Raw genomic sequence first — 24,022 nt, forward strand, 5'->3', positions numbered from 1 at the left:
CGTGGATTGCTCATGAGACCAGGGGGCGATCGCTGACCTGACCGCTCCGATCAGTCCGGAAGAGGGTTGGCCTTCAGGGTCGATGCGGTGAACGGTCGTGTGTCCGTCTGGTAGGTTAGCCGGGATCGAGGGAGGACGCGGCGACGATCGACCGGAATTCCCGCAGTATGTCCGGGTGCCGGGAATCGAGATAGTTCGCTACCTGCGCGTTCTCGATCAGGCGCCCGAGATACCGCGACGCGAGCACGAGTTGAAGGACGTCGTCGCCGAACGTCGCCTCGATTCCTCGGTAGTCCTGGTTCAGCTTCTCGAGTTCGCGTTCCATCCGCGCCATCTGTTCGGTCGTGACGCCGGTCATGGTCTTCGGGCGGTCGGGTCTCGCCAGATCCTGCTGACGGGTGGCGGCTAGGATCGCCTTGGCGTAGTTCGCGGTGAAGCTGTTCATCGATGCCATCAGCTCGGCGGTCTCGACCTGACGGTATCCCTTCATCCGGCGCAGGACGTCGAAGACGACGGGATTCACCGGACGATCCTTCAGTATCTCCACGGCACCTTCGGCGATGCCGTCGAGCAGGTTGCGACGGCGCATGACGGCCTTCTCGTCCAGACCGAGCGCCGTCGCGATCATGTCCGGCGGAACCCCGCGGTCGATCGCACGGGTTATCATGTAGTGCTCCTGCACCGTGGCCAGCCGGTTCACGCGCTTGTTGTAGGTGAAGGCCTCGTCGTCATCGGAAACGATGCAGGCAGCGGTCGCCTCGCAGCGTTCGCACAGGGCATGGAACCGCAGGTGGCCATCCAGAAGCATGTGCCGGCCGTCCGCGTCCGCCCGGGTGACCGCCAAGGGTTCGATGACGCCGATCTCGCGTACCGAGACGGCGATCCGTGCATAGCGCTTCGAATCCAGTATCCGCTTGGTCATCGGCCTCAGCGGCAGGATCGACGGGACGGGGATGCGGAGCACCCTGCGTTCGAACGAGATGCGGACGGGGGGCGGGGCGTCAGGCATCGGTCATTCCCAACCGTTCGGCGATCGGCTGGGGCAGGCTGGCGAGCCTCTCCGCTCGCAGGAGGGTCACGAAGTGGTCGTCGGCGAGCAGCTTCGACATGGCGCCGACGACGAACGTCAGGCGGTCCTGCGTCAGACGGGCCTTCCTCACCAGCAGCTTCTGTCGGCCGACCTCCTTCTGGTAGGCCCGTATGAGGCCGCTGGCGGTCGGCTTCTGCTCGCGCTTCCCGCCTTGACGGATGGACCTGATGCCCTTGCCCGCCATGTTGCGCAGATCGACGATCCTGCGGATCGCGACCATCTGCTCCCCGGCCAGCGCGCCGCTCTCGTACGCCTCGGTCAGCGCCTTCTGCACGTCCGCGTCCTTGGCACGGGCGATCTCGGCGGCGACGGTGTGCGGGACGACGCCGCGCTCGACGGCGTCGAGCAGTCGCTCCTCGCCGTTCTCGAGCAGGAAGTTGATGGTGAACACGTACTCCGGACTGAATCCCACCTTCTCGGCGATCTGCGCGTTCGTGTAACCGCGCTGACGGAGTGCGCCGACCTCGCGGATCAGCTCCAACGGCGATTGGTTCCGACGGGCCATGTTCTCGACCAGACTCATGACGAAGCACTCCTCCCGCGTCGCATCGATGACGACGGCGGGAATCTGCTGCTGCCCGAGGCGCTGGAACGCCTCCATCCGCCCCTGGCCGCACACGAGTTCGTAGCGGTCGTGGTCGGGAACGCGCCGGACGGTGATCGGACGTTTGAGGCCGACCGTCCGGATGCTCTCGACCAGCTCGTCGAAGATCCGCCTGTTCCGCGTCCGGGGATTGAGAACCTCGATCTGGTCAATGCGAACCGTGACGATGACGGGCACGGGATCCTGCTGACGTCCCTTCATGCGGTTGGCTCCAGTGAGTGACGGCGCAGCATGTGGTAAAGGGGGCCCAGATCGTCGGTGCGGTAGGCGTCGAGGTCGAGGCCGTTGTCCTCGGTCATGCCGATCCGTCCACGAGGGCCGACGTCGATCCACGGGAGAAGGTAGTGGTCGCGGACCGTCCGGTCGTCGGCTTCCAATCTGACGACGACCGTGATGTCCGGCGCCAGGCCCGCGTCCAGACGTATCCGCCATCGCATGCTGCCGGCGGGGGTCGGTCGGCATCGACAGATGACGATCGCGATCGTGACTTCGCCGTTGACGGTCAACATGTCGGTCGTTCGATCGACCTGTACGCTGCCGCCGACGGCCTCTATTCCCTCGATCGTCCGGCGGACGACTTCCGGATGCATCAGCCGGAGCTGGCGGTTGGTCTCGACGTAGCGGTAGTCGCGGGACGGCTCATAGCCGATCAGCCGGTACGCGCGCAGCAGACTGCCGAAGCGGCTGCGATAGGCGGCGGACGAGGGCATCCCGTCGACTTCGTCGATGATCATGCCCGACAGGACGCCGCGCGAACCGAGCAGTTCGCGGAGCAGATGCAGTAGTTCGTCGTCGCTGAACCGTCGGGCGCGTTCCGCGAGGATGACCTGCGCCGCGTCGAACAGGGCGGGATCGACGATGGCCTCGAACGCACCGTCGCTGCGCACCCACATGTCGGGGGTGTTCACGACCCGCTTGCGCTTCAGCTTGAAGGAGACGCGATTGTACACGTTGTTGCCGACGTACTTCTCGTTGCCGAGGATCTGACGGATGGCCGCGCGGCTGAACGGTCTGTCCAGATCGTTCAGCACGCCCTCGGCCTGCAGAACGCTGGCGATCTCGCGTTCGGAGCGATGCTCGATCACGAACATGCGGTAGATGCGTCGAACGGTTTCGACTTCCTCCGGCGGTCCCGGAACGAGGATGACGCGGTCGGTCTGCAGGCTCTTGTGCTCGCCGCGCGCGAGCGGGGCCTTGGGTTCGTTCGCTTCGTTGACGAGAAAACGCCGCAGTCCGTAGCCGGCGGGCCCGCCCTGGCGGTAGCCGCGCGTGATCAGTCGGCATTGGCCGGCGAAGACCTTGCTCGATAGCTCGCGGCTGTATTCGCCGGCCATGACCCGCTTGATGCTCTTCATCACGCTGGAGGGGAGGCTGCCGTCGTTGTCGAACTGCTCGGCGCAGTAGTGGACGGCGATGCCGTGACTGCGGCAGATGAACTCGTAGTAGGCGCTCTCGTCGGCGTCCTGGAAACGTCCCCACCGGCTGATGTCGTAGACGAGCACGGCGTCATAGTCCGCACGACCGGCCTGGACGTCGGCGATGAGTTCGCGCAGCGAATCGCGGCCGGCGATGTTGAGGCCGCTTCGTCCCTCGTCGGCGTAGGTCCGGACGATCTCGAAGTCGCGCCGGGCGGCGTAGGCGGCGATCGCCTCGGCCTGGTTCTCTGTCGAGTAGCGCTGCAGATCCGTCGACATCCGCACGTACTGGGCGGCACGGGTCGGTCCTGAAGCCTCTGTACGCACCGCGATCCTCCGGCAGCCATCACGAGCGATTCACACGCCGCGTGCACAGGCGCTCCGTCTATCGAGGGAGTGACGGAATGTCGTTTTCCAGGAATGACCGAAATCTTCGCGTCGACGGTGGAAGAGGGTTTCCGATGGATCCGGGGGCGGATGTCGAGGCCGCTTTCGCCGCGGTGATCGCCGATGCGCTGCGCAAGGACTTCGGAGATGCCCCGACGCACGTGAAGCACATCGCGCGCCTGACGGGGGCGAACGCGCGCACGGTGCAGAACTGGCTTCAGGCGAGGAACGGCCCGAGCGGATCGGGACTCGTCGTGCTGATGCGCCATTCGGACGAGGTTACGGCGGCGGTCCTCGCGCTGGCCGACCGCGAGGATCTTCTGCGGCAGGCGGTGACGGCGGCACGCCTGGCGCGGCTTCGTGCAGCCATCATGTCCGTGCTGCCCCACCTGCCGGAAGGCTGATGTCTTCTACAGGCAGAAACGCGTGACGGCCCCGGTGAATCGAGAAGCCGCAGGGCGCATAACGCCTGGTATGCCGGATCCGGTCGAGGGTGACACGAGCGTCATCCTGGGGTGACACGCATGTCACCCTTAACAGAACACAGGATCACGTGTTGGATGAAGTCGGCCGGCTCGGCACGCGACATCGGTTCGTTGCTGCCCGCGACGTGCGCAGTCGTACGGAGCGGCATGCGGCCAGGCTTCGGAATGACGACCGGTTGGAGGGTTTGCTCCGGTCCGTGCATCAAGATCCCCCCGTCTGGTTGTCCCTTGGTTACAGGATGCGCGGCAGTGGCGATCCTGGGTCGTCCGACATCTAAACTTCGTCGATCGTCATCAACCCGATTGATCGTGCTGACACTTCGGGCGTAGAGCAGGAGCGTTCGCCGGCAGGCGGACCGAGGCGTGGAAACCTCGTCACTGAGTAGCCGAGCCCGGCCCGAACCAGTTTCGGCCGGGGAGCGGGCGTGCATGTCCAGGGCGCAAGCCTAAAGACGCTCGCGCCTGTCTCAGTGCAGGTTTCCAATCCCCGGCTCACGGGCCGGCACCGCCTCGTCAACAGAGGCGGTGCCGCCGGCTGGAGGAAGCCTGACGGTGCCGACGCGAACGGGGACACGCGCGTGGGTGCATCGGACGAACGCCGCAGGAGGCGGCTGACGATCTTCAGAAATTCCGTGGCCGCGTCGACGGCTGTGCTGCTGGCCGCGTGCGGCGGCGGCGGGACCAATTCGGCCGGGAGCGGCGCGCCGCCGACGGGTGGTTCGACGCCGACGCCCACGCCTCCGGCTACCCCGGCCCCGACGCCGGCACCTTCCCCCTCCGCGGCCGACACGGCCGAGTACAAGGCGTCCGCCGCGGTCGTGGCCGCCAAGGCTGCCTACGCCTACGACCGGGGGATCACGGGGAAGGGCGTGACGATCGCCATCGTCGACAGCGGCATCTCGCTCACGTCGTCGGAATTCGCCGGTCGCATCTCGCCGGGCAGCACGGGCTTCGACCAGCGCATCGCGCGGTGCGGAACCTGTCCCCCGGAAACGGTCCCGGCATTCCCCATCGCGGACCTCGACGGCCATGGGAGCCAGGTCGCCTCGGTCGCGGCGGCGGCGCGGGACGGGAACGGCGTGCACGGCATCGCGCCGGACGCGACCATCCTCGCGCTCAAGGTGTCGGGACCGGACCTCGAAGGCGTGACCGCCGGCAGCACGACGCCGATCCGCGAGAGCGGGCAGCCGAACGCCGCCCTGATCGCACCGGCGCTGCGGGAGGCAGTCTCCAAGGGTGCGTTCGTCACCGTCATGTCGCTGAATGGCTTTGCCGGAAGCGCGATCGCCATGGAGCAGCGTGCAGCGATGGACGCGGTTCGCGCCGCCGACCGCCTGCTGGTCCAGTCGGTTCCGAACGAGGCGGGCCGGGACGGCTTCGCGGGGCAGTTCGCGGAGAACCTCGTCGGCGCAGACCGCGCGAACGCCGACTGGTTCCTATTCGCGATCGGCGTCGATGCCAACGGGGGTCCTCGCGCCGCCAATGGCAACGCCGGGATCCTGGTCGATCGGATGATCGCGGCGGTGGGAACGAACGTTCAGGCGATCGACAAGGATGGTGGCATCGTCACGGTCACCGGCAACAGCTTTGCCGCTCCCGCCATCGGAGGTGCCGCCGCGCTCCTGAAGCAGCACTGGCCGCAGCTCGGTGGCAGGGCGATCGCCCGCATCCTCCTCGACACCGCCACCGACATGGGCACTCCGGGCACCGATCCGGTCTACGGGGTCGGCATGCTGAACGTCGAGAAGGCGATGCAGGCGCAGGCGCCGGCCGCCTCGTTCGTCGCCGCGCAGGCGGTGTTCGCCCACTACGCATCGGTGGAGGTTTCGGCGCCGTTCGGTGGCGCCGCGACCGCGGCGAGGATCGCGGCGTCCGCAGGCAGGATGACGGTGTTCGATCGGTACGGCCGGGACTTCACGATGGCGGGTGCTACCGGCGTCCGTGCCCGTTCTTCGGGCCTGCTGGCGGGGAGCATGCTGGGGAGCGGCGTGGCGCCTGTGCCGCGCCGCTGGTCGGCCGCCGAGGAGCGCGTGGGCTTCGCCGGACAGGACGTGATCGGTCCGTGGCAGGGCGTCACGGCGAACCGTCCTGCCATGGCAAGCCTTTCCCTCGGTTCTGGCCGGACGGTGACGATCGAAGCGAACTCCGTCGTCGGTGGCGGCACGGTCTCCCTTGCCGGTTCACCCCTGCGCGGCGTCGTGGGTCAGCCGGTAGGGATGCGGACGTCGTGGGCGGTGGGCGGCTGGTCGGCATCGTTCTCTTCGGGTGCGTCGCGGGATGACCGGTCGAACCTACGCGTCGCGTCGGTCTCGATGCCGTTCGGCTTGGGTCTGGAACTGACGGATCTGGTCGAGCGGAACCGGATTCTCGGCATGAGCGGCGGCGCAGGCGTCGCAGGGCTGATGGGCGGCAGGACCACGCTGGCGACGGCCGTCTTGCAGCGTGAGCTCGTGGGCATCGCATGGAGGATGCGGGCCACGGTGGGCAGTACGCGGGTGCTGGACGGCGGGGGCGACGCGTTCCGCTTCGAAGGCAGTGTGGCCGGGACCGCGTTCTCCATCGAAGGCGCACGTTCCCTGCTTGGCGGCCGTGCGTCCCTCGGTCTGTCGTCGCCGTTCCGGGTCGAACGGGCGCGGGCCTCGATGATGGTGCCGGTTTCGTATGACCTGATGTCCGGTGTGCTTTCGGAAGGTCGGCGTACGTTCGATCTCTCGCCGGACGCCAGGGAGCTGGACGTCGAATTCGGCTGGGCCTTCGCGCTCGCTCCCCAATCGACGCTGCGCGTGGGTCTCGCCCACGCTTTCGACGCCGGACACGTCCGCCGCGCGAGCGACACGGCCGCCTTCGTCAACGTCGCCATCCGCTGAACCCGAAGAGGAAAGAACCATGACATTCCAACGATTCCCTGCCGCGGCCCTGCTGCTCGTCGCATCCGGGACGCTGTACGGCTGTACCGATCCGAAGGAGCCAAGCGCCGAGGCGTTTCGTCCTGCGCTCGAGGCACAGGTGCGCGACCGGTTCTGCTCCGTCATCGACGTCATGCCGTACGAGGTCGAAGGGCAGGGCGGGGATGCGCCCTTTCCGATCGTGACCTCACCGAGGCGCGGGATGGCTGGACCGGGATCGGACGGCATGTCGGTCGCGATGCTTGATGCGTTCGCTCAGACCGGACTGGCGACGCGTACCGCCTTCGAGAAGCCGGCGCGGTGGAAGGGCGCGTCGGACAAGCCGTTCGTCAGCCCCTCCTGTCCTACGCGCCGACGGAGAAGGGTGCGGCATATCTACGCACCATCGAGCATCAGGCGACCAGGGAGAAGGTCGCGGTACCGTCGTTCTGCGTGGCGAAGGGCGAACTGGTCGACGTCGTCCGCTGGACCGAGCCGGTCGGCGTTCCGGGACGCACGGTTTCGCGCGTATCGTCCTGATGCAGGCCGCATTGAGCGACCGATCGGATCATCGGAACTTGGTGCGTGATCATCACCGCGAGGCAGCTGAACGTTCGTGGTCGATTGCGAACCTCAACCGGCTATGCGCAGGATCCGCCATCCGCCATCCGCCATCCGCCATCCGCCATCCGCCATCCGCCATCGCTCTGCTCGGGGAGAACATTACCCCTCGTGCCGCGCCTGTCGTCTCGAACGACGTGTTCTGCATCGAATGGTCCGAAACGGATCAGGATTGTTTTGTGCGATCCGAACGGATGGCAAATTCGTGCGACGAGAAACGGCGTCGAAGCATCGCGGAGATGGAATCGACAGTCCGGGATTTTCGGGCGGTCGGAGGTCGACGCTGCGTTTCGATGAGGCGAAGGGAGCGTGAATGGAAGACGTGGACGTCGATAGCATAAGAGCGACGGTCGAGGAGGGGCTGGAGACATTCCGCGGAACGCTGCGAAGCAGGCAGAAGCGCCGGTTCCTGCGCGACGTCGCCGGGCAACTGAGCGAGGATGAACGGGTATTGCCCCGCTTGGGGCGGAACCGCTTGGAAGCGCGACGGATGATGGTCACGTTCGATCGTCGCCGTCACGACAACCAGTTCTCCTACGGGCGGATGGATCTCATGCTGGAAGCCTTGGATGCGTTGGCCGGAGGGTCGGGTCTGCAGCGGCCGGTCAGTCAGTTGCGAGTTCTGTCCTGGAACGGTACCCGGCGCGATCTGCGCGGCGTCCTTCGCTTCCTTGCTCGGAACAACCGGGAACTCCGCTTTCGCCGCCTTCTGGTGATGACGTATCCCACGCCGGCGATCGGTCATCGACTGAAGTAATCGTGTCCGCGACCTTGCCGGTTCCATGGTCGGCGGGCCGTCTTCTTCCAAAGCGCGCGCGCCGTTCATCGGCGATGGCTGCAGCCTTGGCCCGTTCGTAACAGCGTCCCAGGCCGGGTTTTCCGAACTTCTGCTCTACTTCGAACTGGAAGTCCTCGTTGATCGCGTGTTCGTAATGGCCTGATTCCATCAGCTGGACCAGGAACGCGGTGACTTCGGCGACTTGCACGGCATAGTGGTCCGCAGGACGACGAAGTGCCCATCTGCCGAATTCGAGGAAGGCGATCGCGACGTATTCCTTGCGCTGGGCGTCGTAGATCGCGTTCTGCAGTCCTTCCCGTTCGACGAAGATGCGGTGGGTCGGTCGGGCATGCTCGTCGAACGGGGAGGAGGGGTCGATGGCGGCGGCCGCCATTCGTCGAACCGCCTGCTCCGGATCCATGTCCCACCATGTACGCCCGACGATCGGGATCCTGTCGCCGCCGCCGTTGATCGGACGCGCGTGGCATCGGATGCGCTCCTCGGCGGCGAGGCGCGCGATGATCGGTGCCAGCCCGTTCACGGCACGTCTGGCACCCTGTCCGAGATGCCAGAGGTCGTCGCCTGCGTCGCAGATCTCCTGCCATTCTGCGAACGTGATGACGTCGGATCTGGCGATCGCGATCTCCAGATCGTCGGCGTGCGCCCTCATGGTGGCGTCCAGGCGGCGATGGACGGAATGGATCGGTGTCCCGTCCGCGGCGAATGCGTCCTCGGCCTGGACGATGCGGCCGGGCGGCGTGTTGCCGGCGTGCGAGAGGAACAGATCGATCTCGGTCGGCCAGGGAGCGCATAGGTGCCGCGCGAACATCTCCGCCACGCCGGGGAGGAAGAATGCCTTGGAGACGTAGTCGGTGTGCGGCCTGCGGTACGCGGACCAGTCCAGCGTCGAGATCCAGTCGTTGTCGCCATCCACGTCGTGCAATGCCGTATTCCTCCTGTCCGAAGCGTGCCCTCGATCTCCTGGCCGCGCAACCGTGTCGACGTGGCGGACGTCAGGCGGCCTTCAGCACGCCGACGTATGTGACCTCCGGATGCTCGGGATCGATGGCGCGCCACGCGGCGTCCACGAGCCGGCGGGGCAGCGGGCCGCCGGCGATGCGCTCGCAGGCTTCGCGGACGTCGTCTGGCCACGGATTCCGCAGGATGACGCCGTCCTCGGCGGGTTGGACGGGGCCCAGCAGTTTCCACTGGTCGCGGATGCCGGTGACTGGCTGCCCTCGGTAGGTGCGGGGGGCCACGAGGGATCCGTCCGGAGCCAGCATGTCCGCTGCCGGATCCGGCAGTCCGGGCACCTCGGGCTCGTCGAAGTCCGCCAGGACCACGGGTTCGCCCGGTGAGATCTCCACTAGATCCCGGTCGATGCGACGCACGCAGATGTGGGACCATTCCGAACCCTGGGGGAGCGTGATCGTCCAGCAGTGCTCGATCCGTACGTCGTGGTCGCGTCCGATCCATGGGTCGGAGACGTGACCGTATGGCGGTACGCATCCGTTCCTCGTCCGACCGTCCCGCTCGAACCAGGTGCACTCCGTCGCTGACCAGACGACGCAGTACGAGGCCTTCGAAGTCCTGGCGAGGTGAGACAGGCGGGCGAGGATGGCGTCACGACCGTGCGGTGTGATGCCTCCATGCGCGTCGAGAAGGCCGCGTCCTTCGAAGACGAGGCTCCTCGCGGTCGACTGCCGTCCGACGGGTCCGTTCGACACCACGATGGCGGACCGCCGGTTTCCTCTGACGCCCTTGTGTATGAGGTGGGGATGTTCGCGGGCAGCGGACATGGGGGGCGTCGGTTTCATTCCATCACTCCGTTTTGGGCTGCTCCTTGAAATGTCCTTTAATTATATGCTGTTGACGGAGAACGCGTAACGCGGTGCGCAGTCGGCCGTGCCCTATAGTCGCCTTTCCACGGCGAGCGCTTCGGATGCGCTGGTAGCATTTTCCCGATAGGAGCCGGCTAGACCCCGATGATGACTACGCATCACGTGCAACAGGCGGGAGGTTCAACTGTCGGCGAAGGCTTCCTTCGTCGGATGCTGCGCTTGCCTGGACGATCATCGCACCGACGCGGACCCAGGCCTCTGGTTCCGATCGTGGCGGCATTGGGCCTTGCTCTGGTTTTTGTTCTTGCGACGAGCGCATGGAGCATCCGTGCATCAGTTTATGGCTGCGTGGATCGCGAACAGGGCTCCCAGCGCGCCAGCCAGATACAGAAGGGTCGCGTTGCGGCAATCCGACTTGGTCGAAGCGATTTGGCGAAGGTATACGCCAATGAAGAAGACCGTCAGCAGAAGTGGAATGCCGAGGCCGAACGCCGCTGCGATCAGCCCGGACTGCCCTTCGATCTGGCGATGCGGCGGATCGATGCGAAGCGCGACTTCTTCAATCTCCTTGCCGTGGCCGTATTCGGTTTCTGCACGCTGGGATCGGTCCTCATCGCCGTGACCCTTCGGGATGACGAGGCGGATGGGCGACTGCTCACGCCCGGCCGATCCGGCGGTGGACCGGCCGAGGAAATGGAAATCGACGGTTCGGTGAACGTACAAGAGCGGCCTTTCCTTAATCCTTCTGATTCGTCGCCGGTTTCAATTCCCACTATGTTGGAACCGCGGAAGGTCCGGGGTTCGAGAACGGGCTGGTTCGCGCGGGCGATGATGTTCGCGGTAGGGGCTGCTGCGGGTTATGCGCTGTGTTCGAAGGTCCGCCGCAAGTTTTCGAGCCAGACGGACGTCCAAGGAGTGTCTTGCCGAACGGTCTGACCTGAACGATGGTCAGGAGGCGGTGTCCAGGCGGAGCCGGTCAACGATCATCTCCATCCGCTCGAAGGCTTTTCGATCCGTCGTAGTCGCACACCCATGGTCGCTCGAACGTCTGCTGCCCCTTGCTATGCGCGGACGACGCCGATCACACCGATCGCGATCATTGCAACTCCCGCTAGAACGAGTTTTTTCATCATAAGGCGATCTGAACCATTCTGCGTCATCTGGACGCCCGCGATCGCGGAACCTGCGATGCTGGCCCCGAAGAGTGCGAGGAGCATATGAAGGATACGTTTGAAGGGATGGGGCGGATCGCTGCCGGTCTGACTTTCGACCAGGCCGCCGCCGCCGCCCTGTTGGGGGTGATCGTCGCCGGCATCGTCGGGTGGGGCAATTCGATCGTCACGTTCTGGGGTCTGAGACGGAACGCCGCCATCAGCGACGCTGGGCGCAGGGCCGCGGTGGACATTCGCGATCCGTCCCTCACTTCCATTGGTACCGGTACGGATGTCGTCCTCCGCGTCGTCAACGTCGGCAAGGGTGTGGCGGACGAGGTTTCGGTGGCGATCGTTGATGCCGCCGGAGATTTGGTTCCAATTGCCTGGTTTTTCCGCCTCGGCGTCGGCGAGGACCAGATGGTGGTGCACCGGTTCGACCCCGCCGTAGGAGAGGTCGTGGTCGCGATCGCCTACGACGACGGTGTTGGGAAGCCGGTCGATTCCCGTACTCGTCTCAAGACCCTGGCCAGTGGCGGTACTGCAAGGAGCAGGGTTGGCTGAAGCCAAAATGGTTTCGATCGGGCGCTTGGTCGTCTCCGTTGCAATCAGGCTTGGTTTGGGCGTCGATAGTTCTGCATGAACGAGGTTCGGGGTCGCCAGCATGGCGACCCCTGATACGAGCGTGAGCATTTCACTTCCCCAGGGTTTCACCCCTCGATCTTCTGCAATCACCTTTCTTCTCGCCTGCCGCCCGACTCTTGCATCGCGAGATGCGTTGCCGATCGTCGCGCTTGTTCAAGCGCGATGCGGGTGATTTTCCGAGCCGATGTCCGGCCGTATCCGCTTGCTCATTACTTGCGACATCGCTGCGTCCGCTAAGGAAATCTTCGCTTTTGCACGATCTCGCCTCTTTCTGACCGCTGCCGCCCCCGGGGATCCTGCGGAGGCCGGATCGGCGGCGGCGGCCTCCCGGGCCTTCTTCTGATCCGTCCGTTCCGGCCATCCGTTTCGAATGAGCGCGAGGCGTGCAGCACGTTCGGCGGGGGGCATCGGGGGCAGATGGCGTCCGCCCGGCCATGCGTCAGGACTCGAGGTGATCTCGTCCATCCGGTCGTTCCACGTCTGGAGCGCCTCGCCGACGTCTTCGACCATCTGGGTCAGGATGTATGTGTCGTCGATCTCGTCGCCGACGCGATGGAGCAGCATGGCGTTGATGATGTCCCGAGAGTAGCGGAACGGCGGCTCGCGGAGCGTCGTCGCCGGTACCTTGCGGGTGTCGTGAATGGTCCAGTGATCGAACGAGGGAACCATGCCGTCCGCTGCGCCGTGTTCGAGACGCCGGTGGACATGGGCGTCGATGAGGTCCTTCACCTGCGATCCCATCTCGACCGGGTTGATGCCGTCCAGTGTGAAGACGGGGCCGCGGCGCTTCGCGGGATCGGGCTGGATGCGGTGCAGGAGTTCGACGACCTGTCGGGGGAGAAGGATCAACTGGTTGCACCGGCTCTTGTTGCGCGCGGCTGGAAGCTTCCACTCGCCCTTCTCCAGATTGATCTCGTCCCACGGGAGCTCGGCAACCTCCTCCTTTCGTTTCGCCGTGCGCAGTATCATCTCGACGGCGTCCGAGCGGACGTCACCGATGTCGCGCGCTGCTTCATGGACGCGAGCGAACTCGTCCACTGACAGCCGGCGCTTCCTTCTGTTGACCTTGGGGAGGTCGAAGTCGTGCGCTTCGCACGGTTGGATGGTGCCGCGCTTTACCGCGTCGATGATCAGGGCCTTCAGGCAGCCGTACCCGATCCGTACGAGCGAGGGGCCGCGTTGAAGCAGTCGGACGCCGAAGTCCTCGACGATGTCGTTCGTCAGACGGTCGAGACGGACGTGGCCGAGAAGCGAGACCAGATCGCGCCGATATACGCGTTGCCGCTCGACCGAGACCGGCAGGTTCCTCATTGCCCGACGCACGACGTAGTCTTCGAAGTATCCGGCGATCGTGAGCCGGACCTGCGCGTCGGCGTCCTGCCTCCGTCGCCGACGCTCCTCGAAGGGATCGATGCCCAGCCTCCGTTCCCGCGCGTATCCCGCGGCGATGTCCCTGGCTTCGGCCACGGTCATCTCGCCTGCCTCGCCGATCTTACTGCTTGTGGTGCGACCATCCAGTGTCTTGTACTGGTAGACGAAGCAGATCCTGCCGGTGGACGTTTTGTAGGCTCCAAAGCCTCTGACCTGCAGATCCCACTTGAACTTCTTGGGCTCGCCGGTAGCAGTTCTCGGCATGGACCTGATGTTCGAATCGGTGAGTCTGATATTCCTCATGAAGCTCTCCTGCAGACAAGCGGTGAGCAATCTTCATGACGGAATCAGCAGGTCTCCACGACCTCAACCATCTACAAGTGAGATAAAATATTGTACGTCGCTGGTGCTATAATCTACCGCGATAGGCAACGGTAAATCATTCAACGTCTTTTGCCGATGAGTACGTTCGACATTGTGAAACTCCGCGATTGGGGTCTATACCTTCACCAAAAGACGTGATGTTGCAAGGGGTCGCCTGCTATCTGCCATAGAAGGCAACGCGAGCCGTGGACTGCCATCCTTGCCGAGCAATCCCGGAGCAATTTTGAGAATGTCGGGTTGAGCCGGCACGGGTGTCGGTCGAACCCGCAACATGGTGGACCCATCGCATCGGCGGCAAGGTGCAATCGACAGTCGTCTGCCGCTATGGAAAGCAGCAGCGGCATTCTACCTCATGACGGTGCCAGCAAGGTACGACGCTTCAACTTCGCGGCGAACGATGCGTCCGTGTCGTTCATCCTGCGAGGTCGGGCGATAGGCGCCCGAATCGTCATGCGACCAGCAGGTTCAGAAGCAGATGTGCGCCTACCATCACGACGTATGCCGGGACGTATCTCGCGTCGGACAGCAGTCTTGCCGCGCAGAGCAGGGTCATGGCGTGGCCGACTGTTCCAAGCAGAAACTTCGCGACGAATATCGTTGCTACGAGAACGCCTATCGATGCCGGATCGGACTCGGCGGGCAAAAGGTCCAGTGCCGCTATCATTCCGCTCAGGCGCAGAATGACGTTGATGAAGGCTTCGCCGAGCGACACCGCCGCCGCGATCAATGCAATCGGAACCGGAGCACGCATCTCGGCGATCCGCCGCCGATAGACGATGACGGCCATCAATTTGAAGAGCTCCTCGACGATCGGCGCGCGAAGCGGTCCGATGCCGGCGTAGGAGAATAATGGTATGAGTATGGGGCTCACGAACGCGAGATGCACGAGCACGAAGCTCAGCGTGGTGAACAGGAACGCTGTGGCTCGTGCTCGTGCTTTGGTCACCTGGCGGATTTCCACCCTATATGCCACCGCCCGGGCGTGCCATGCGCGCGTCGCACCGGCCAAATTCTTCCAGGTCCACGGACGTCATGTCCGCGATCTGAGCCGCGGTGAAGATGCGACCTGCGTAATCCAGTCCACGCCAGATCAGCGCACCGAAGCGCATGCCGCCAACGGTAGCGTCGATCTCGTCCATCGAGAGATCGACGATGGCGAAATCAGCTTCATTCGCAGGGAAGAGGATCAGTTCCATCGCGCTCGCTCCGAGTTTTCACACCGGCTTCCAGCCGACAACTTTCGGTAAGCGGATCGTTATTATCCAATAATCGCTGTTAATATGAAATATTGGATTGCACCATAAACTATTGGGTAAATATCCTAGAGATATTTATATCATCAGCGAAGATATGTTAACTAAAAGATGAGACATGGTTACCATGGTGAACGCATATAATTTGCGATCAACATGATAGTTTATAAACAACGAAAACATCAAAAATCCCGGAAAATAAGTAAGAGATTCAGTTCTTATCCCGTGCATCATGGCCAAAATTCCCGCCGCCACTACCGCCGCCGGGAGGCTGCTTTGTAGAAGTCTGCGGAATAGGGTTGTAGAAATGTAAACTAGAGCCGTTTCAATCACAGGGGACACGAGCAGTGCTGCTATCAAAAGCGCAGGTCCAGGAGTTCGCCGAGCGCCGTCAACGGAAGTGATATCTGCGCCAGCAATGTAGTAAACCACCAATCCTGCAAAAATGGTGGAAATTTTAACTGCCATGGTCAATCCGGTCAACGTAAACAACATCCGAATTGAATGTTTAAACAAGTTTTGCTCCTGCATCTTCGTATGATCCCACAATAGCTGCTATGCCTTCGTGCAGCAGCACAATTGCCTAGAAGGCGCGCTACTGCAGGCGTATTTTGGCGTTGCATTTGATTCGCGTTGACCTGCGCAAAATCGGTGATACCAATTATTGGCCAGTACGGCGAAAAGGGGTAAATGTCATGATGGATATCGTAGAACTGTCGCTTGAAGACGTTGAAGCCGTTGCCGGTGGCATGCGCCTATGGAACGCGATTGGTCATCTTTCGCGCGCCATCTTCGTTGCCGAAGCGGTTGAAGGATTTCTCGGCCTGTATGATGGTTCGGTAGAGAACGTCTACGTAGGTTGAGGCCTGCGATCTCTTAATCGTTAGAAGCGGGCTGCGGTTTGCAACCGTGGCCCGCTTCAGTCTTCGTTTGGAGTGTCCCGCCTGCCGGTCGCAATCTATCCGCCGCGGTGGCGGCTGGATTTGCGTGTGCGTCGGCGTTTCGGCCCAGTGAATTTACCGAACGGCTCACGTGCGCGCCTTCCGACTACCTGCCCAAATCGTCGTACCTTCAGGCATGTCTCCGTCATTAGCGATCTTCCCACGTCGCTGCGGGCACGTTGGGTTAGCCGGTGATGCTTTGCTCGGCTTGCTGGATCATGACCGTCGCAACGTTCGACGGATGCTTGCGGGAAGGAGACGAAGCTCGAACCCTACGTCATGTCGAACGAAGCAGCCGCGCCGAAAGCGTCCGCAGGCGCATCTCGATCAAGCCAAGTTCCTTCTGATCGAACGGGGTCAACAGCGTCAACCGATTTCCCCCGGCGCGATAGGAACCATGGATCTGGTTTCTGCGGTTTCCCAACGCGACGAATTCGATGGCCGCCGGGTCGTCGCTGGTCGCGATCAGCACGTTGTCCCTGTGCCTCAGCGGATCATGTACCGCGTGGGGATCGGGCAGGAACAGGATGCGCTTGGGCAGGTTCGGCTGCGGGGAAACGTCGACGAGTTCGCCGGTGCGTCGACGCCATACGCCGTGGTGCTCCGCCTCCAGGTAGACGCCCGGCGTGGTCCAGATCGCCCATCCGCTGACAACCGATCCTCCGGCGCGGGCGACCTTCCGCGCCACGTTGTCGAAGCATTCCGACGCGACCGCGTCGCGGTCGGGGCGGCAACGCACCCAGATCGGATCGTTTTCGGTGATGGTGCGACAGAACGTGCGTATCGCTGCGGTGATCGACTTCGGCACGGTGTCCGGCACCGACGGTCTCCCCTCTCGCATCGGTCGGCGATCAGCCGGCATGGGTCGTGGCCTCGATGCCGGTCCGTGCATCCGCGGCGTGACCTCTCGATGCCTGTTCGACAGCGAACTCCCTCGCCCAGCAGAGGCCGTCCACTAGTTCCATCTGCGCGATGGTCCGGCACGGTATCTCGAGCAGCCTAGGATTGGCGAAGACGACGGCGAGGCAGCGCGCCCGGCTGATCGCGACGTTCATCCTGTTGCGGCTGTATAGGAATTCGATGTTGCGCGGCAGATCGTCACCGGACGAGGTCGCCATCGAGACGAGGACGACCGGTGCCTCCTGTCCCTGGAACTTGTCCACCGTTCCGACACGGGCACCATCGGGAAGCGTGCGCTTCAGCAGTTCGACCTGCATGTTGTACGGCGACACGACGAGGATGTCTTCGGTGCCGATGCGGTGTCGGACGCCGTGGCGATCGATCCAGTGCGAACCGAGAAGTGCACGATAGGTCGTCGCGAGCCGTTCCGCCTCCTCCGGCGCCCGTTGCGTCCGGTCGGCATGATGCACGTCCACGAAGCGGAGCCCGAACGGCGCGAGCGCCTCGGGGTCTCGGGACGCGTCGATCTCCAGCCGCTGGACGGCCGTCGTCATCTCGGACTTCAATCGGCCTTCGTACACCGCCTCGGAGACGAAGCGGCAGAGGTCGGGGTGCATGCGGCGCGTGATCGGCAGGAACACGCCCTGATCGGCGGGAACGGTGGCGCGTCCCTCCAGAAGGTGTTCCAGCGCCGATTGCCCGCTGCCGCCGGGATGCGTGCCCTTGATGGGCTGCGACAGCTGCATCTGGTCGCCGACCAGCACGATGTTGCGCGCCGAGGTTCCCATCGCCAGGACGTTGGCCAGACTGACCTGGCCGGCTTCGTCGATGAAGAGGTGGTCGAACGCCTGGTCGAGCTCCTCGCGAGCGAACAGCCATGCCGTTCCCGCGACCAGCTCATGATGCGGCTGCACGCCGCTGCCGCTGCCGCCCACGACGTCCTCGATCCAGCCGCCGCCGTCGAACCTCTGGTCTTCCCGACTGGACTTCTTCATGCCGTGGCATCGTATGCCCTGCGCGAGGGCCATCGCCTGCACCTCCCGTAGGAGGTTGTTGATGGCCTTGTGCGAGTTCGACGCTACGCCGATCCGCTTGCCGGCGGCGAGCAGGGCGACGATCGCCTGCGCCGAGGTGTAGGTCTTGCCCGCGCCCGGGGGGCCTTGGACCAGCAGGTAGCTGTCATCCAGGACACGCAGTGCGGCTATCGCCGCCGCAGTCGGGTCCGCATCGTCCGGTACGATGGCCTGATCGGGCCGGCGACCTGTCAGCCGGGGGCGGTCCCGACGAAGGATCGAGGTGAGGGCAGGGTAGCGGGAGCCGCCCATCGCGACGTCGGCGGCGTAGCGGTGCACCGCGGCGCGGAGCGGCTTGTCGCCCACGGGGCCTTCAGGGATCAGCGCCGATCCGGGTACGATGGCTGATCGCGTGGGGCCGAGTTTCAGGGCCACGACCCGTTCGTCCTCGTCGAGCGACACGATCTCCCCCGCCGATTCCAGCGTACCCGACCGCAGCGGCTTGTCGCCGACCTTCATCTTGAAGTCCTGGGCCGGAAAGGTGAACGGATGAACGACCGACCTCTTGTCGTTCCATGGGCGGCGGGTCGGGTGCGGCTGCAGGCCGGCGATGCATTCGGCGTCGTCGAGCAGTTCGTCCGCGTCCATGTCCTGCCGGGCGAACATCGCCCACCAGGTCGGCTTGGCCTCTCGACGGTGGAACTCCAGCAGATCGACCAGCAGCCGTCGCCAAGGCTCGTGAACGCCTGTGAGAAGGCGATCGGCCAGCACGCGCGTGCGCTCGTCGGCCTCTTCCCGCTCGGCGACCTTGACCGGATCGGGTGGTGCGAGAGCGCGTCCGGTGAACCAGTCGGTCTCGGGCGGGCGGAGCGACAGCAGCCAGTCGCGGCAGAGGCGCGTCGACCGGCAGTCGATCTCGTTGTAGTCGGAGATCTCCTGCAGCAGCCTGCCGTCGCCGAGCTGCCGCCAGCGTTCGTAGAGGACGATGCTATCGCCGGCGGTCTTGACCTCGCCCTGCCTGCCGCCGGGCAGGTAGAAAGCCTCCATGTTCTTGATCGAGTAGCGGGGTTCGGACGTTCGAATGGCTTCGGCCACGACCTTGTACAGGTCGACCAGTCGGTCGCCTCGAAGCAGATCGTCCACCTCCTTCTCGCGGGTGCCGTGATACATCGCCAGACGTTTGAGGGCGGTCTCCTCGTAGGCCGCATAGTGGTACACGTGCGCCTCCGGATGTCGGGCGAGGCGATCGGTCACGAAATCCATGAACTGCTCGAAGGCGATCTTCTCCGCATCGCGGTCGTGCGCCCAGAAGGCGGTGAACCGGTCCTCGCCGGTGGCGTCGAACGCCACGACGCCGAAGAGGTATTCGAGACCGCCATCGAAGAGCGGATCCCCTTCCATGTCGAAGAACATGTCACCGACGTCCGGCCGCGGAAGGCGGCCGAAGCCCCGCTTGTCCGCGGGCGGCAGCAGTTCGACGCGCCGTTCGCCCGTCCGGCGATGGTGATGCTGGAGCCTGGCCTGTCCCGCCAGCTTGGCGACCGTCGCCGGCTGCATTCCAGGAATTCTGTCGCCGATCCTCATCGCCGCGAGGCCGCCGATGTCGTTCACTCCGAACGATCGGAGCGCCGCGATCTGGCTTCTGCCCATTCCCGCGACGATCGAAAGGTGGTCCGTCGCTTCCCATTCGGCATCGCAGCGGTCATTCCAGCGACAGAAGACGCAGTGGCCGCATGGATCCGTGGACGATACGACTGGTCCGCCATCGACGAACGCCTCGAACCTTTCGCGGGCGCGTCGGTGGTAGTGGAGGAACGATCTGGTCGCGAGCGACGCCATCTCCCCGGTTCCGAGCACGACGTGCATCTCGGCGGGCATGATGCCTTGTTCCGCCGCCAGCATCTCGGCGTACACGCATAGCTGCAGGACGTGCTTCGCCTTGGCCGATCTGGCGAGCTTCGTGTCGGCGACGTCGTAGGCGTACGCGCCGAACACGGAGACCACGTCGTCGCGCCGAAGGAGGAAGTCCGAATAGCCGTGCCACCGACCCACCAGGAACGCGCCCTGGTAGATGACGTGGTGGCCATCCCGCATCGCGCGTCTGGTCGCATCGACTCGCTCCTCGAGAGATCCTTCCGTCGAGATCTCCGCAACGTCGTACCCTTCGTCACGCAGACGGGCGAGAAAGGCGAGTTCGTGCTCTATGCCCTTCTGCTGGAGCAGCACCGCGCTGTCATCGTCGGGCGGGAAGGCCGTGGTTTCGATCAGGTTGGCCGTGTCGAAGGTCGTGGCGTGGACGCAACCCATGAAGTTCACGAGGTCGCTTGCCGAGAACAGCGTCCGTCCGTTGTACCGTAGCATCTGAATCACCCCCGTTCCGGATCTATCGTCCGCTGGACCGCATCATGCACGACCGGCATATTCATTCCAGACGACAGATCCTGTCGCATGGGAGATGTCGATGTCGTACCGGAACGCGATCGACCTTCTGACGATCGCGGCGATGGCCGCATCGGCGAGGGGCGTGGGTCTCGAAGAGATCGGACGGGTACTCGAACGCCATTACAGGACCGCACAGCGAGTGGTCGACGCGCTGAGGGAACGTTTCCCCGAACTCGAGGAGTTCAAGGACGAGGAGTCGGGGAGGACGAGATGGCGTCTTCCGCGTACCGCGATTGCCCCGCTCCTGACCCCTACGGCGGAGGAGCTGGCCGCGTTGTCGCTCGCCGAGGAGATGCTCGCGAACGGAGCCGGTACCGACCAGGTCAAGGCGCTGCGTCTGCTGCACGCCAAGATCCTGGCGCTGATCCCGGACGAGCGCAGTCGCCGGATCGAGGCGGATGAGGACGCGCTGTTGCTCGCTCTGGGACATGCGGCTCGGCCGGGACCGCGCCCGATCGGTCGCGACGCGATCGATGCCGCCATCTCGACCGCTCTCAAAGGAAGTTCCCCTTTGGGGATACGGTATTGCGGTTGGAAGGATGCCGTTGCAAGGGACAGGGTGATCGCTCCGCATGGACTGCTGCTCGGCGCTAGACGATACGTGGTCGCGGTCGATCTGGAGAAGGTCGGCGGTGGCATTCAGCATTTCAGGGTCGACGCGATCGAAGAGGCTACCGTCCTGCCGGGATCGTTCGTCCGCAAGGAGGGGTTCGATCTCGACGATCACGCGCAGCGGTGCTTCGGATCGTATCAGCAGGAAGGTGGCATCCACGATGTCGCGTGGCTGTTCTCCCCGAAGGCCGTGCCGAGAGCCGAGGGGTTCCAGTTCCATCCGAACCAGATGGTCGAGAAGCGGGCTGACGGATCGCTGCTCGTCCGTTTCCGTGCAGCGGGACTGCTGGAGATGTGCTGGCACCTCTACATGTGGGGCGACTCGGTGGAGGTGCTGTCTCCCCCTGAACTGGCGGACATGGTCGCCGGCCATCGTCGTGGAGATTTTCCGTCCATGCCTTGAGAAGACGGGGCCGGGGCGGAACCCCGGCCCAGGATGCCGATCAGCAGTTCGGCAGGTCGTCGAGATTGTTCCGCGACGTGGTGTCGCGGTCCGTCCTCAGATATTTGCCGGTCTGCCCCTGCACGACCCGGATCCTGGTCTCCGGCGCGTTGGACCAGTTGACCCAGTATTCGTGGCTGCCGGCCTCGATGTCGCTGATGGCGTCAGCCTTGCTGCGCGGCGACCAGGGCTGACCGGATTGGCAGAGCCTGGTGATGTCGCCCTGCGAGTTCTTGCCCGTGGCGGTGACGTAGCGCTTGGCCATGATCAGGACTCCTTGACGGTGGTGTGGGGGCTCGCCTTGCCATGAGCGGTCGTGACGTAACGTCCCGAGATCGCACTGCGATGATGCGAACCGGAACTGCCGCTCGATCCGCGGCTCTCGCGAACCGTGGTGTGGGGACTGGCGTTTCCATGCTTCGCGGTGACGTAGCGACCGCTGATCGCGCTGCGGAAGCTGCCCCCGCTCTTACTCTTGCTCATCTGATGCTCCATCGTTGCGGCGACTCGATGTCGCGGCTCGAACGATGATGAGCAGGTGATGCGACAGATGCCGTCGTATCGATCACGTCTGCCGCGAAAAGCGGGCTCCTGAAGGGGTAGGCCGATGCGGAAGATACGCGATGCCCTCGGCGTCATTCAGCTTAGTTCTAATCGCGATGCGGCGCGCCGCAAACTTGCTTCGCCCTCGTGAGAATGAATCTCGGGGTTGTGTCGTTCGAACAGACGACTCGCTGGACATCGTGGCCATCCTGGAAGCGCCAATCCGGTGTCAGTTCCGCCGGGAACCGCTTGTGGCGTGCGTCGATGCGGAACATACCTGTGCCATGAGCGGGGCGTCCGCTCACTCTTGGGGGAAGTCATGACTGACGATCTGCTGCGGCGAGCGCAGGGGGGAGATCTATATGCCGTGCTCGCTCTGAGCGCGAAGGACGAGCTTGATCCCCTGGTCGAGGTGATCACTTCCAGATCGTGGAACTTCCTGGACGCGAAGGACGAATACAGGCGGCACAGTCCAGATCACACCAAGTACCATGCCCTGATCGGGGACGAGCTGCGGCTTTATGGCGGCAACACGCTGAAGAACATCGGCCGAGGAGGGGAGGGACCGCCCTACGATGAACTCGTGGCGGATGTCTGTTGGAAGCTCAGCATACCATACGAGAAGGGTCGGACCGTCGAGAACGAGGGCAACCTGCTCGACATCTTCCTTGAGCAGCGCTGGCAGGCGCTTGAGCCCGCCGAGCGGGAGCGTCTGGCCGCGAACGCCCGGAAAACCGCGCTCGGGCAAACCTCGGAGAAGAACTGGTATCTGAAGGCGGGCGCCTCGTCGTTGATGATCCCCCTCTTCGCGACCGGTGGGTTGGCCGTTCTCGGCATCTCGATGCTCGATGCGAGCTACAAGGTGACGGTGCCGTGCGTCCTGCACGTGGCCTATCTGCGTCGCAAGATCGTCGGTGAGGGGCGGGGCACGGCCCAGTCGCGACCATCCGTTGCGGTCACCCGGCGCGAACCTCGGGTTCGTGAGTTGCCCGGACTCGAAATCCATGATGCCGACGGCGGACCCGTACTATCGCTGTGCGAAATCCGCGAGAGCGGCCTGCAGGCCTGGCATCCTATCGACAGAGCGGATCCGGGGATCTGCCGGCTCAATTCGATCGTGCAGGCGGTTCCTGCGATCGGTACGGCGGCCGAGATCGCCGGCGCGACCGGGACGAAGTACATGGAGGTCGTCTGCAGTGGCGACCTGATGAAGGCCAAGGGCGGCGGCTATCGCGCGATGTCCCGCGGGGCGAACGGCATCACTGAGCATGCTACCCTGTTCGGTCCGGACAAGCTGGCCGTTCTGGCGAACGTCTCGGCTTTTATGAACGTTGCTTCCATCGCGCTTGCGCAGAAGCACCTTGCCGACATCAGCGAGAAGCTGTCGGAACTCAAGAACGACGTCGGCAAGGTGGCGTCGTTCCAGAAGACGGCACGCCGCTCCGTTCTGACCGGCGCCATCCACTATTTCGAGCAGCAGGCCGCCGCGATCACGGCGGGAGAGCATTCCGCCAGCGTTCTCGGACAGATCGAGCGCCATGAAGCGGATCTCCTGCAGGTGCAGCATCATCTCGCAGAGGATCTGACCGCCGTGCTCCGCGAATTGCAGGAAACCAAGGACGGTGGCTTGTTCACCTCCAACGAGTTCGTAGACTCTGTCGAAGAACGTCAACGCGAACTCAACGACCTTCTTCGGCTGCTGCTGCAGTGTCTGCGGACCCGTGCGCTCGGTTGGCAGTTGCTGTCCCAATTTCCGGGAGGCGAACTCGGCAAGCGGCATCGCCGGGATGACATTCTGCGTTCGCTCGCGGAGCTTGATGACTGTGGAGCTCGTCTGGCCGAGATCGACGCGGCTCTCCGCGGCAAGCTCAAGGCAGCATCGTCCTTGTGGGCTGCGGGTAAGATGAACCAACGCAAGCTCGACATGCTCAGGCGCGGTGAAGAAGCACTGGAAGCGTTCTCGACGCAGCGATCCCGGATCGTGGTGGGGATCGAACAGGTGGATGTGATGCAGAACGCCGTGCAGGAGCCGTTCAGACTCTTGGTGAAGGTCGAGGAAGGGGAGATCACGGCCGTGCGGGGTTTCGATCGCCTGCAATCCTCCATTGCGGCAAGCGGTAGGCAGATTGCCGGGGCGGCGAGTTAGGCTTGAGAAGCGCTGCCGCTACGGGCGGCTATCCCGCTGGTCAACCCACGGCGGGCAGTTCACGCTATACTCG

General features: G+C 64.0%; 21 protein-coding genes. 6 read left to right on the forward strand and 15 right to left on the reverse strand.

Annotated elements, in window-relative coordinates; genetic code table 11:
• Positions 1-115: 115 nt before the first annotated feature.
• The 3 genes from LRA89_RS11360 to LRA89_RS11370 are packed head-to-tail and all read right to left on the reverse strand — an operon-like array spanning position 116 to position 3,436.
• Entirely contained in the window at positions 116-1,009 is an 894-nt protein-coding gene (locus tag LRA89_RS11360) for a plasmid partitioning protein RepB C-terminal domain-containing protein (RefSeq protein WP_230770223.1), read from the reverse strand.
• The gene (locus LRA89_RS11365; protein WP_230770224.1) at positions 1,002-1,895 is read right to left on the reverse strand and encodes a plasmid partitioning protein RepB C-terminal domain-containing protein; all 894 of its coding nucleotides are present in this window, start codon (positions 1,893-1,895) and stop codon (positions 1,002-1,004) included. The genes LRA89_RS11360 and LRA89_RS11365 overlap by 8 nt, the downstream gene beginning before the upstream one ends.
• A complete protein-coding gene (locus LRA89_RS11370) occupies positions 1,892-3,436 on the reverse strand; it encodes a recombinase family protein (protein WP_268934914.1) in 1,545 nt (514 codons plus the stop codon). The genes LRA89_RS11365 and LRA89_RS11370 overlap by 4 nt, the downstream gene beginning before the upstream one ends.
• Before the next feature lie 134 nt (positions 3,437-3,570).
• Here LRA89_RS11370 and LRA89_RS11375 point away from each other — a divergent pair, with 134 nt between their 5' ends.
• Positions 3,571-3,900: a hypothetical protein gene (locus LRA89_RS11375; protein ID WP_230770226.1), complete on the forward strand. Its 330-nt coding sequence runs from the start codon at positions 3,571-3,573 to the stop codon at positions 3,898-3,900.
• Positions 3,901-4,559: 659 nt separating this feature from the next.
• On the forward strand, positions 4,560-6,848 hold the full coding sequence (locus LRA89_RS11380) for a S8 family serine peptidase (RefSeq protein ID WP_230770227.1): 2,289 nt from the start codon (positions 4,560-4,562) through the stop codon (positions 6,846-6,848).
• 431 nt (positions 6,849-7,279) lie between these two features.
• On the opposite strand, the gene LRA89_RS11385 is transcribed toward LRA89_RS11380, so the two are convergent.
• From LRA89_RS11385 to LRA89_RS11400, 4 genes are all read right to left on the reverse strand, one after another.
• The gene (locus tag LRA89_RS11385; RefSeq protein WP_230770228.1) at positions 7,280-7,438 is read right to left on the reverse strand and encodes a hypothetical protein; all 159 of its coding nucleotides are present in this window, start codon (positions 7,436-7,438) and stop codon (positions 7,280-7,282) included.
• Positions 7,439-8,092: 654 nt separating this feature from the next.
• Complete coding sequence (locus LRA89_RS11390) at positions 8,093-9,208, reverse strand: hypothetical protein (RefSeq protein ID WP_230770229.1); 1,116 nt, start codon at positions 9,206-9,208, stop codon at positions 8,093-8,095.
• A gap of 70 nt (positions 9,209-9,278) precedes the next feature.
• A complete protein-coding gene (locus LRA89_RS11395) occupies positions 9,279-10,082 on the reverse strand; it encodes a hypothetical protein (RefSeq protein WP_230770230.1) in 804 nt (267 codons plus the stop codon).
• 357 nt (positions 10,083-10,439) lie between these two features.
• Positions 10,440-10,829 carry a hypothetical protein gene (locus LRA89_RS11400; RefSeq protein ID WP_230770231.1) on the reverse strand — a complete coding sequence of 130 codons (390 nt, stop codon included), beginning with the start codon at positions 10,827-10,829 and terminating at the stop codon, positions 10,440-10,442.
• Between the two features lie 494 nt (positions 10,830-11,323).
• Between LRA89_RS11400 and LRA89_RS11405 the strand changes: the two genes are divergently transcribed.
• Complete coding sequence (locus LRA89_RS11405) at positions 11,324-11,821, forward strand: hypothetical protein (protein WP_230770232.1); 498 nt, start codon at positions 11,324-11,326, stop codon at positions 11,819-11,821.
• 234 nt (positions 11,822-12,055) lie between these two features.
• Here the strand turns inward: LRA89_RS11405 and LRA89_RS11410 are convergent, their stop codons facing one another.
• The 4 genes from LRA89_RS11410 to LRA89_RS11425 all read right to left on the reverse strand — a co-directional run bounded on the left by LRA89_RS11410 (position 12,056) and on the right by LRA89_RS11425 (position 15,441).
• The gene (locus LRA89_RS11410) at positions 12,056-13,576 is read right to left on the reverse strand and encodes a tyrosine-type recombinase/integrase (protein WP_230770233.1); all 1,521 of its coding nucleotides are present in this window, start codon (positions 13,574-13,576) and stop codon (positions 12,056-12,058) included.
• A 529-nt stretch (positions 13,577-14,105) separates the two neighbouring features.
• Positions 14,106-14,618 (reverse strand): hypothetical protein, encoded by a 513-nt coding sequence (locus tag LRA89_RS11415; protein WP_230770234.1) that lies wholly within the window; start codon positions 14,616-14,618, stop codon positions 14,106-14,108.
• A 1-nt stretch (position 14,619) separates the two neighbouring features.
• Positions 14,620-14,853: a hypothetical protein gene (locus LRA89_RS11420; RefSeq protein ID WP_230770235.1), complete on the reverse strand. Its 234-nt coding sequence runs from the start codon at positions 14,851-14,853 to the stop codon at positions 14,620-14,622.
• A gap of 135 nt (positions 14,854-14,988) precedes the next feature.
• Entirely contained in the window at positions 14,989-15,441 is a 453-nt protein-coding gene (locus LRA89_RS11425) for a hypothetical protein (RefSeq protein ID WP_230770236.1), read from the reverse strand.
• 164 nt (positions 15,442-15,605) lie between these two features.
• Here LRA89_RS11425 and LRA89_RS11430 point away from each other — a divergent pair, with 164 nt between their 5' ends.
• Entirely contained in the window at positions 15,606-15,773 is a 168-nt protein-coding gene (locus LRA89_RS11430; protein ID WP_230770237.1) for a hypothetical protein, read from the forward strand.
• A 355-nt stretch (positions 15,774-16,128) separates the two neighbouring features.
• On the opposite strand, the gene LRA89_RS11435 is transcribed toward LRA89_RS11430, so the two are convergent.
• Both LRA89_RS11435 and LRA89_RS11440 read right to left on the reverse strand, forming a co-directional pair.
• Positions 16,129-16,671: a hypothetical protein gene (locus tag LRA89_RS11435; RefSeq protein WP_230770238.1), complete on the reverse strand. Its 543-nt coding sequence runs from the start codon at positions 16,669-16,671 to the stop codon at positions 16,129-16,131.
• 31 nt (positions 16,672-16,702) lie between these two features.
• Positions 16,703-20,125: a TM0106 family RecB-like putative nuclease gene (locus LRA89_RS11440; protein WP_230770261.1), complete on the reverse strand. Its 3,423-nt coding sequence runs from the start codon at positions 20,123-20,125 to the stop codon at positions 16,703-16,705.
• Positions 20,126-20,225: 100 nt separating this feature from the next.
• Here LRA89_RS11440 and LRA89_RS11445 point away from each other — a divergent pair, with 100 nt between their 5' ends.
• Entirely contained in the window at positions 20,226-21,221 is a 996-nt protein-coding gene (locus LRA89_RS11445; protein ID WP_230770239.1) for a helix-turn-helix transcriptional regulator, read from the forward strand.
• Between the two features lie 40 nt (positions 21,222-21,261).
• Here the strand turns inward: LRA89_RS11445 and LRA89_RS11450 are convergent, their stop codons facing one another.
• Positions 21,262-21,525, reverse strand: coding sequence for a DUF3892 domain-containing protein (locus LRA89_RS11450; RefSeq protein WP_230770240.1), 264 nt, complete (start codon positions 21,523-21,525; stop codon positions 21,262-21,264).
• Between the two features lie 2 nt (positions 21,526-21,527).
• Positions 21,528-21,743: a hypothetical protein gene (locus LRA89_RS11455; protein WP_230770241.1), complete on the reverse strand. Its 216-nt coding sequence runs from the start codon at positions 21,741-21,743 to the stop codon at positions 21,528-21,530.
• Between the two features lie 379 nt (positions 21,744-22,122).
• Between LRA89_RS11455 and LRA89_RS11460 the strand changes: the two genes are divergently transcribed.
• Positions 22,123-23,949: a hypothetical protein gene (locus LRA89_RS11460; RefSeq protein ID WP_230770242.1), complete on the forward strand. Its 1,827-nt coding sequence runs from the start codon at positions 22,123-22,125 to the stop codon at positions 23,947-23,949.
• The last annotated feature ends 73 nt before the right edge of the window (positions 23,950-24,022 follow it).

Origin of the sequence: Sphingomonas sp. Leaf4, assembly GCF_920939515.1 — a bacterium.
Taxonomy (GTDB): Bacteria; Pseudomonadota; Alphaproteobacteria; order Sphingomonadales; family Sphingomonadaceae; genus Sphingomonas.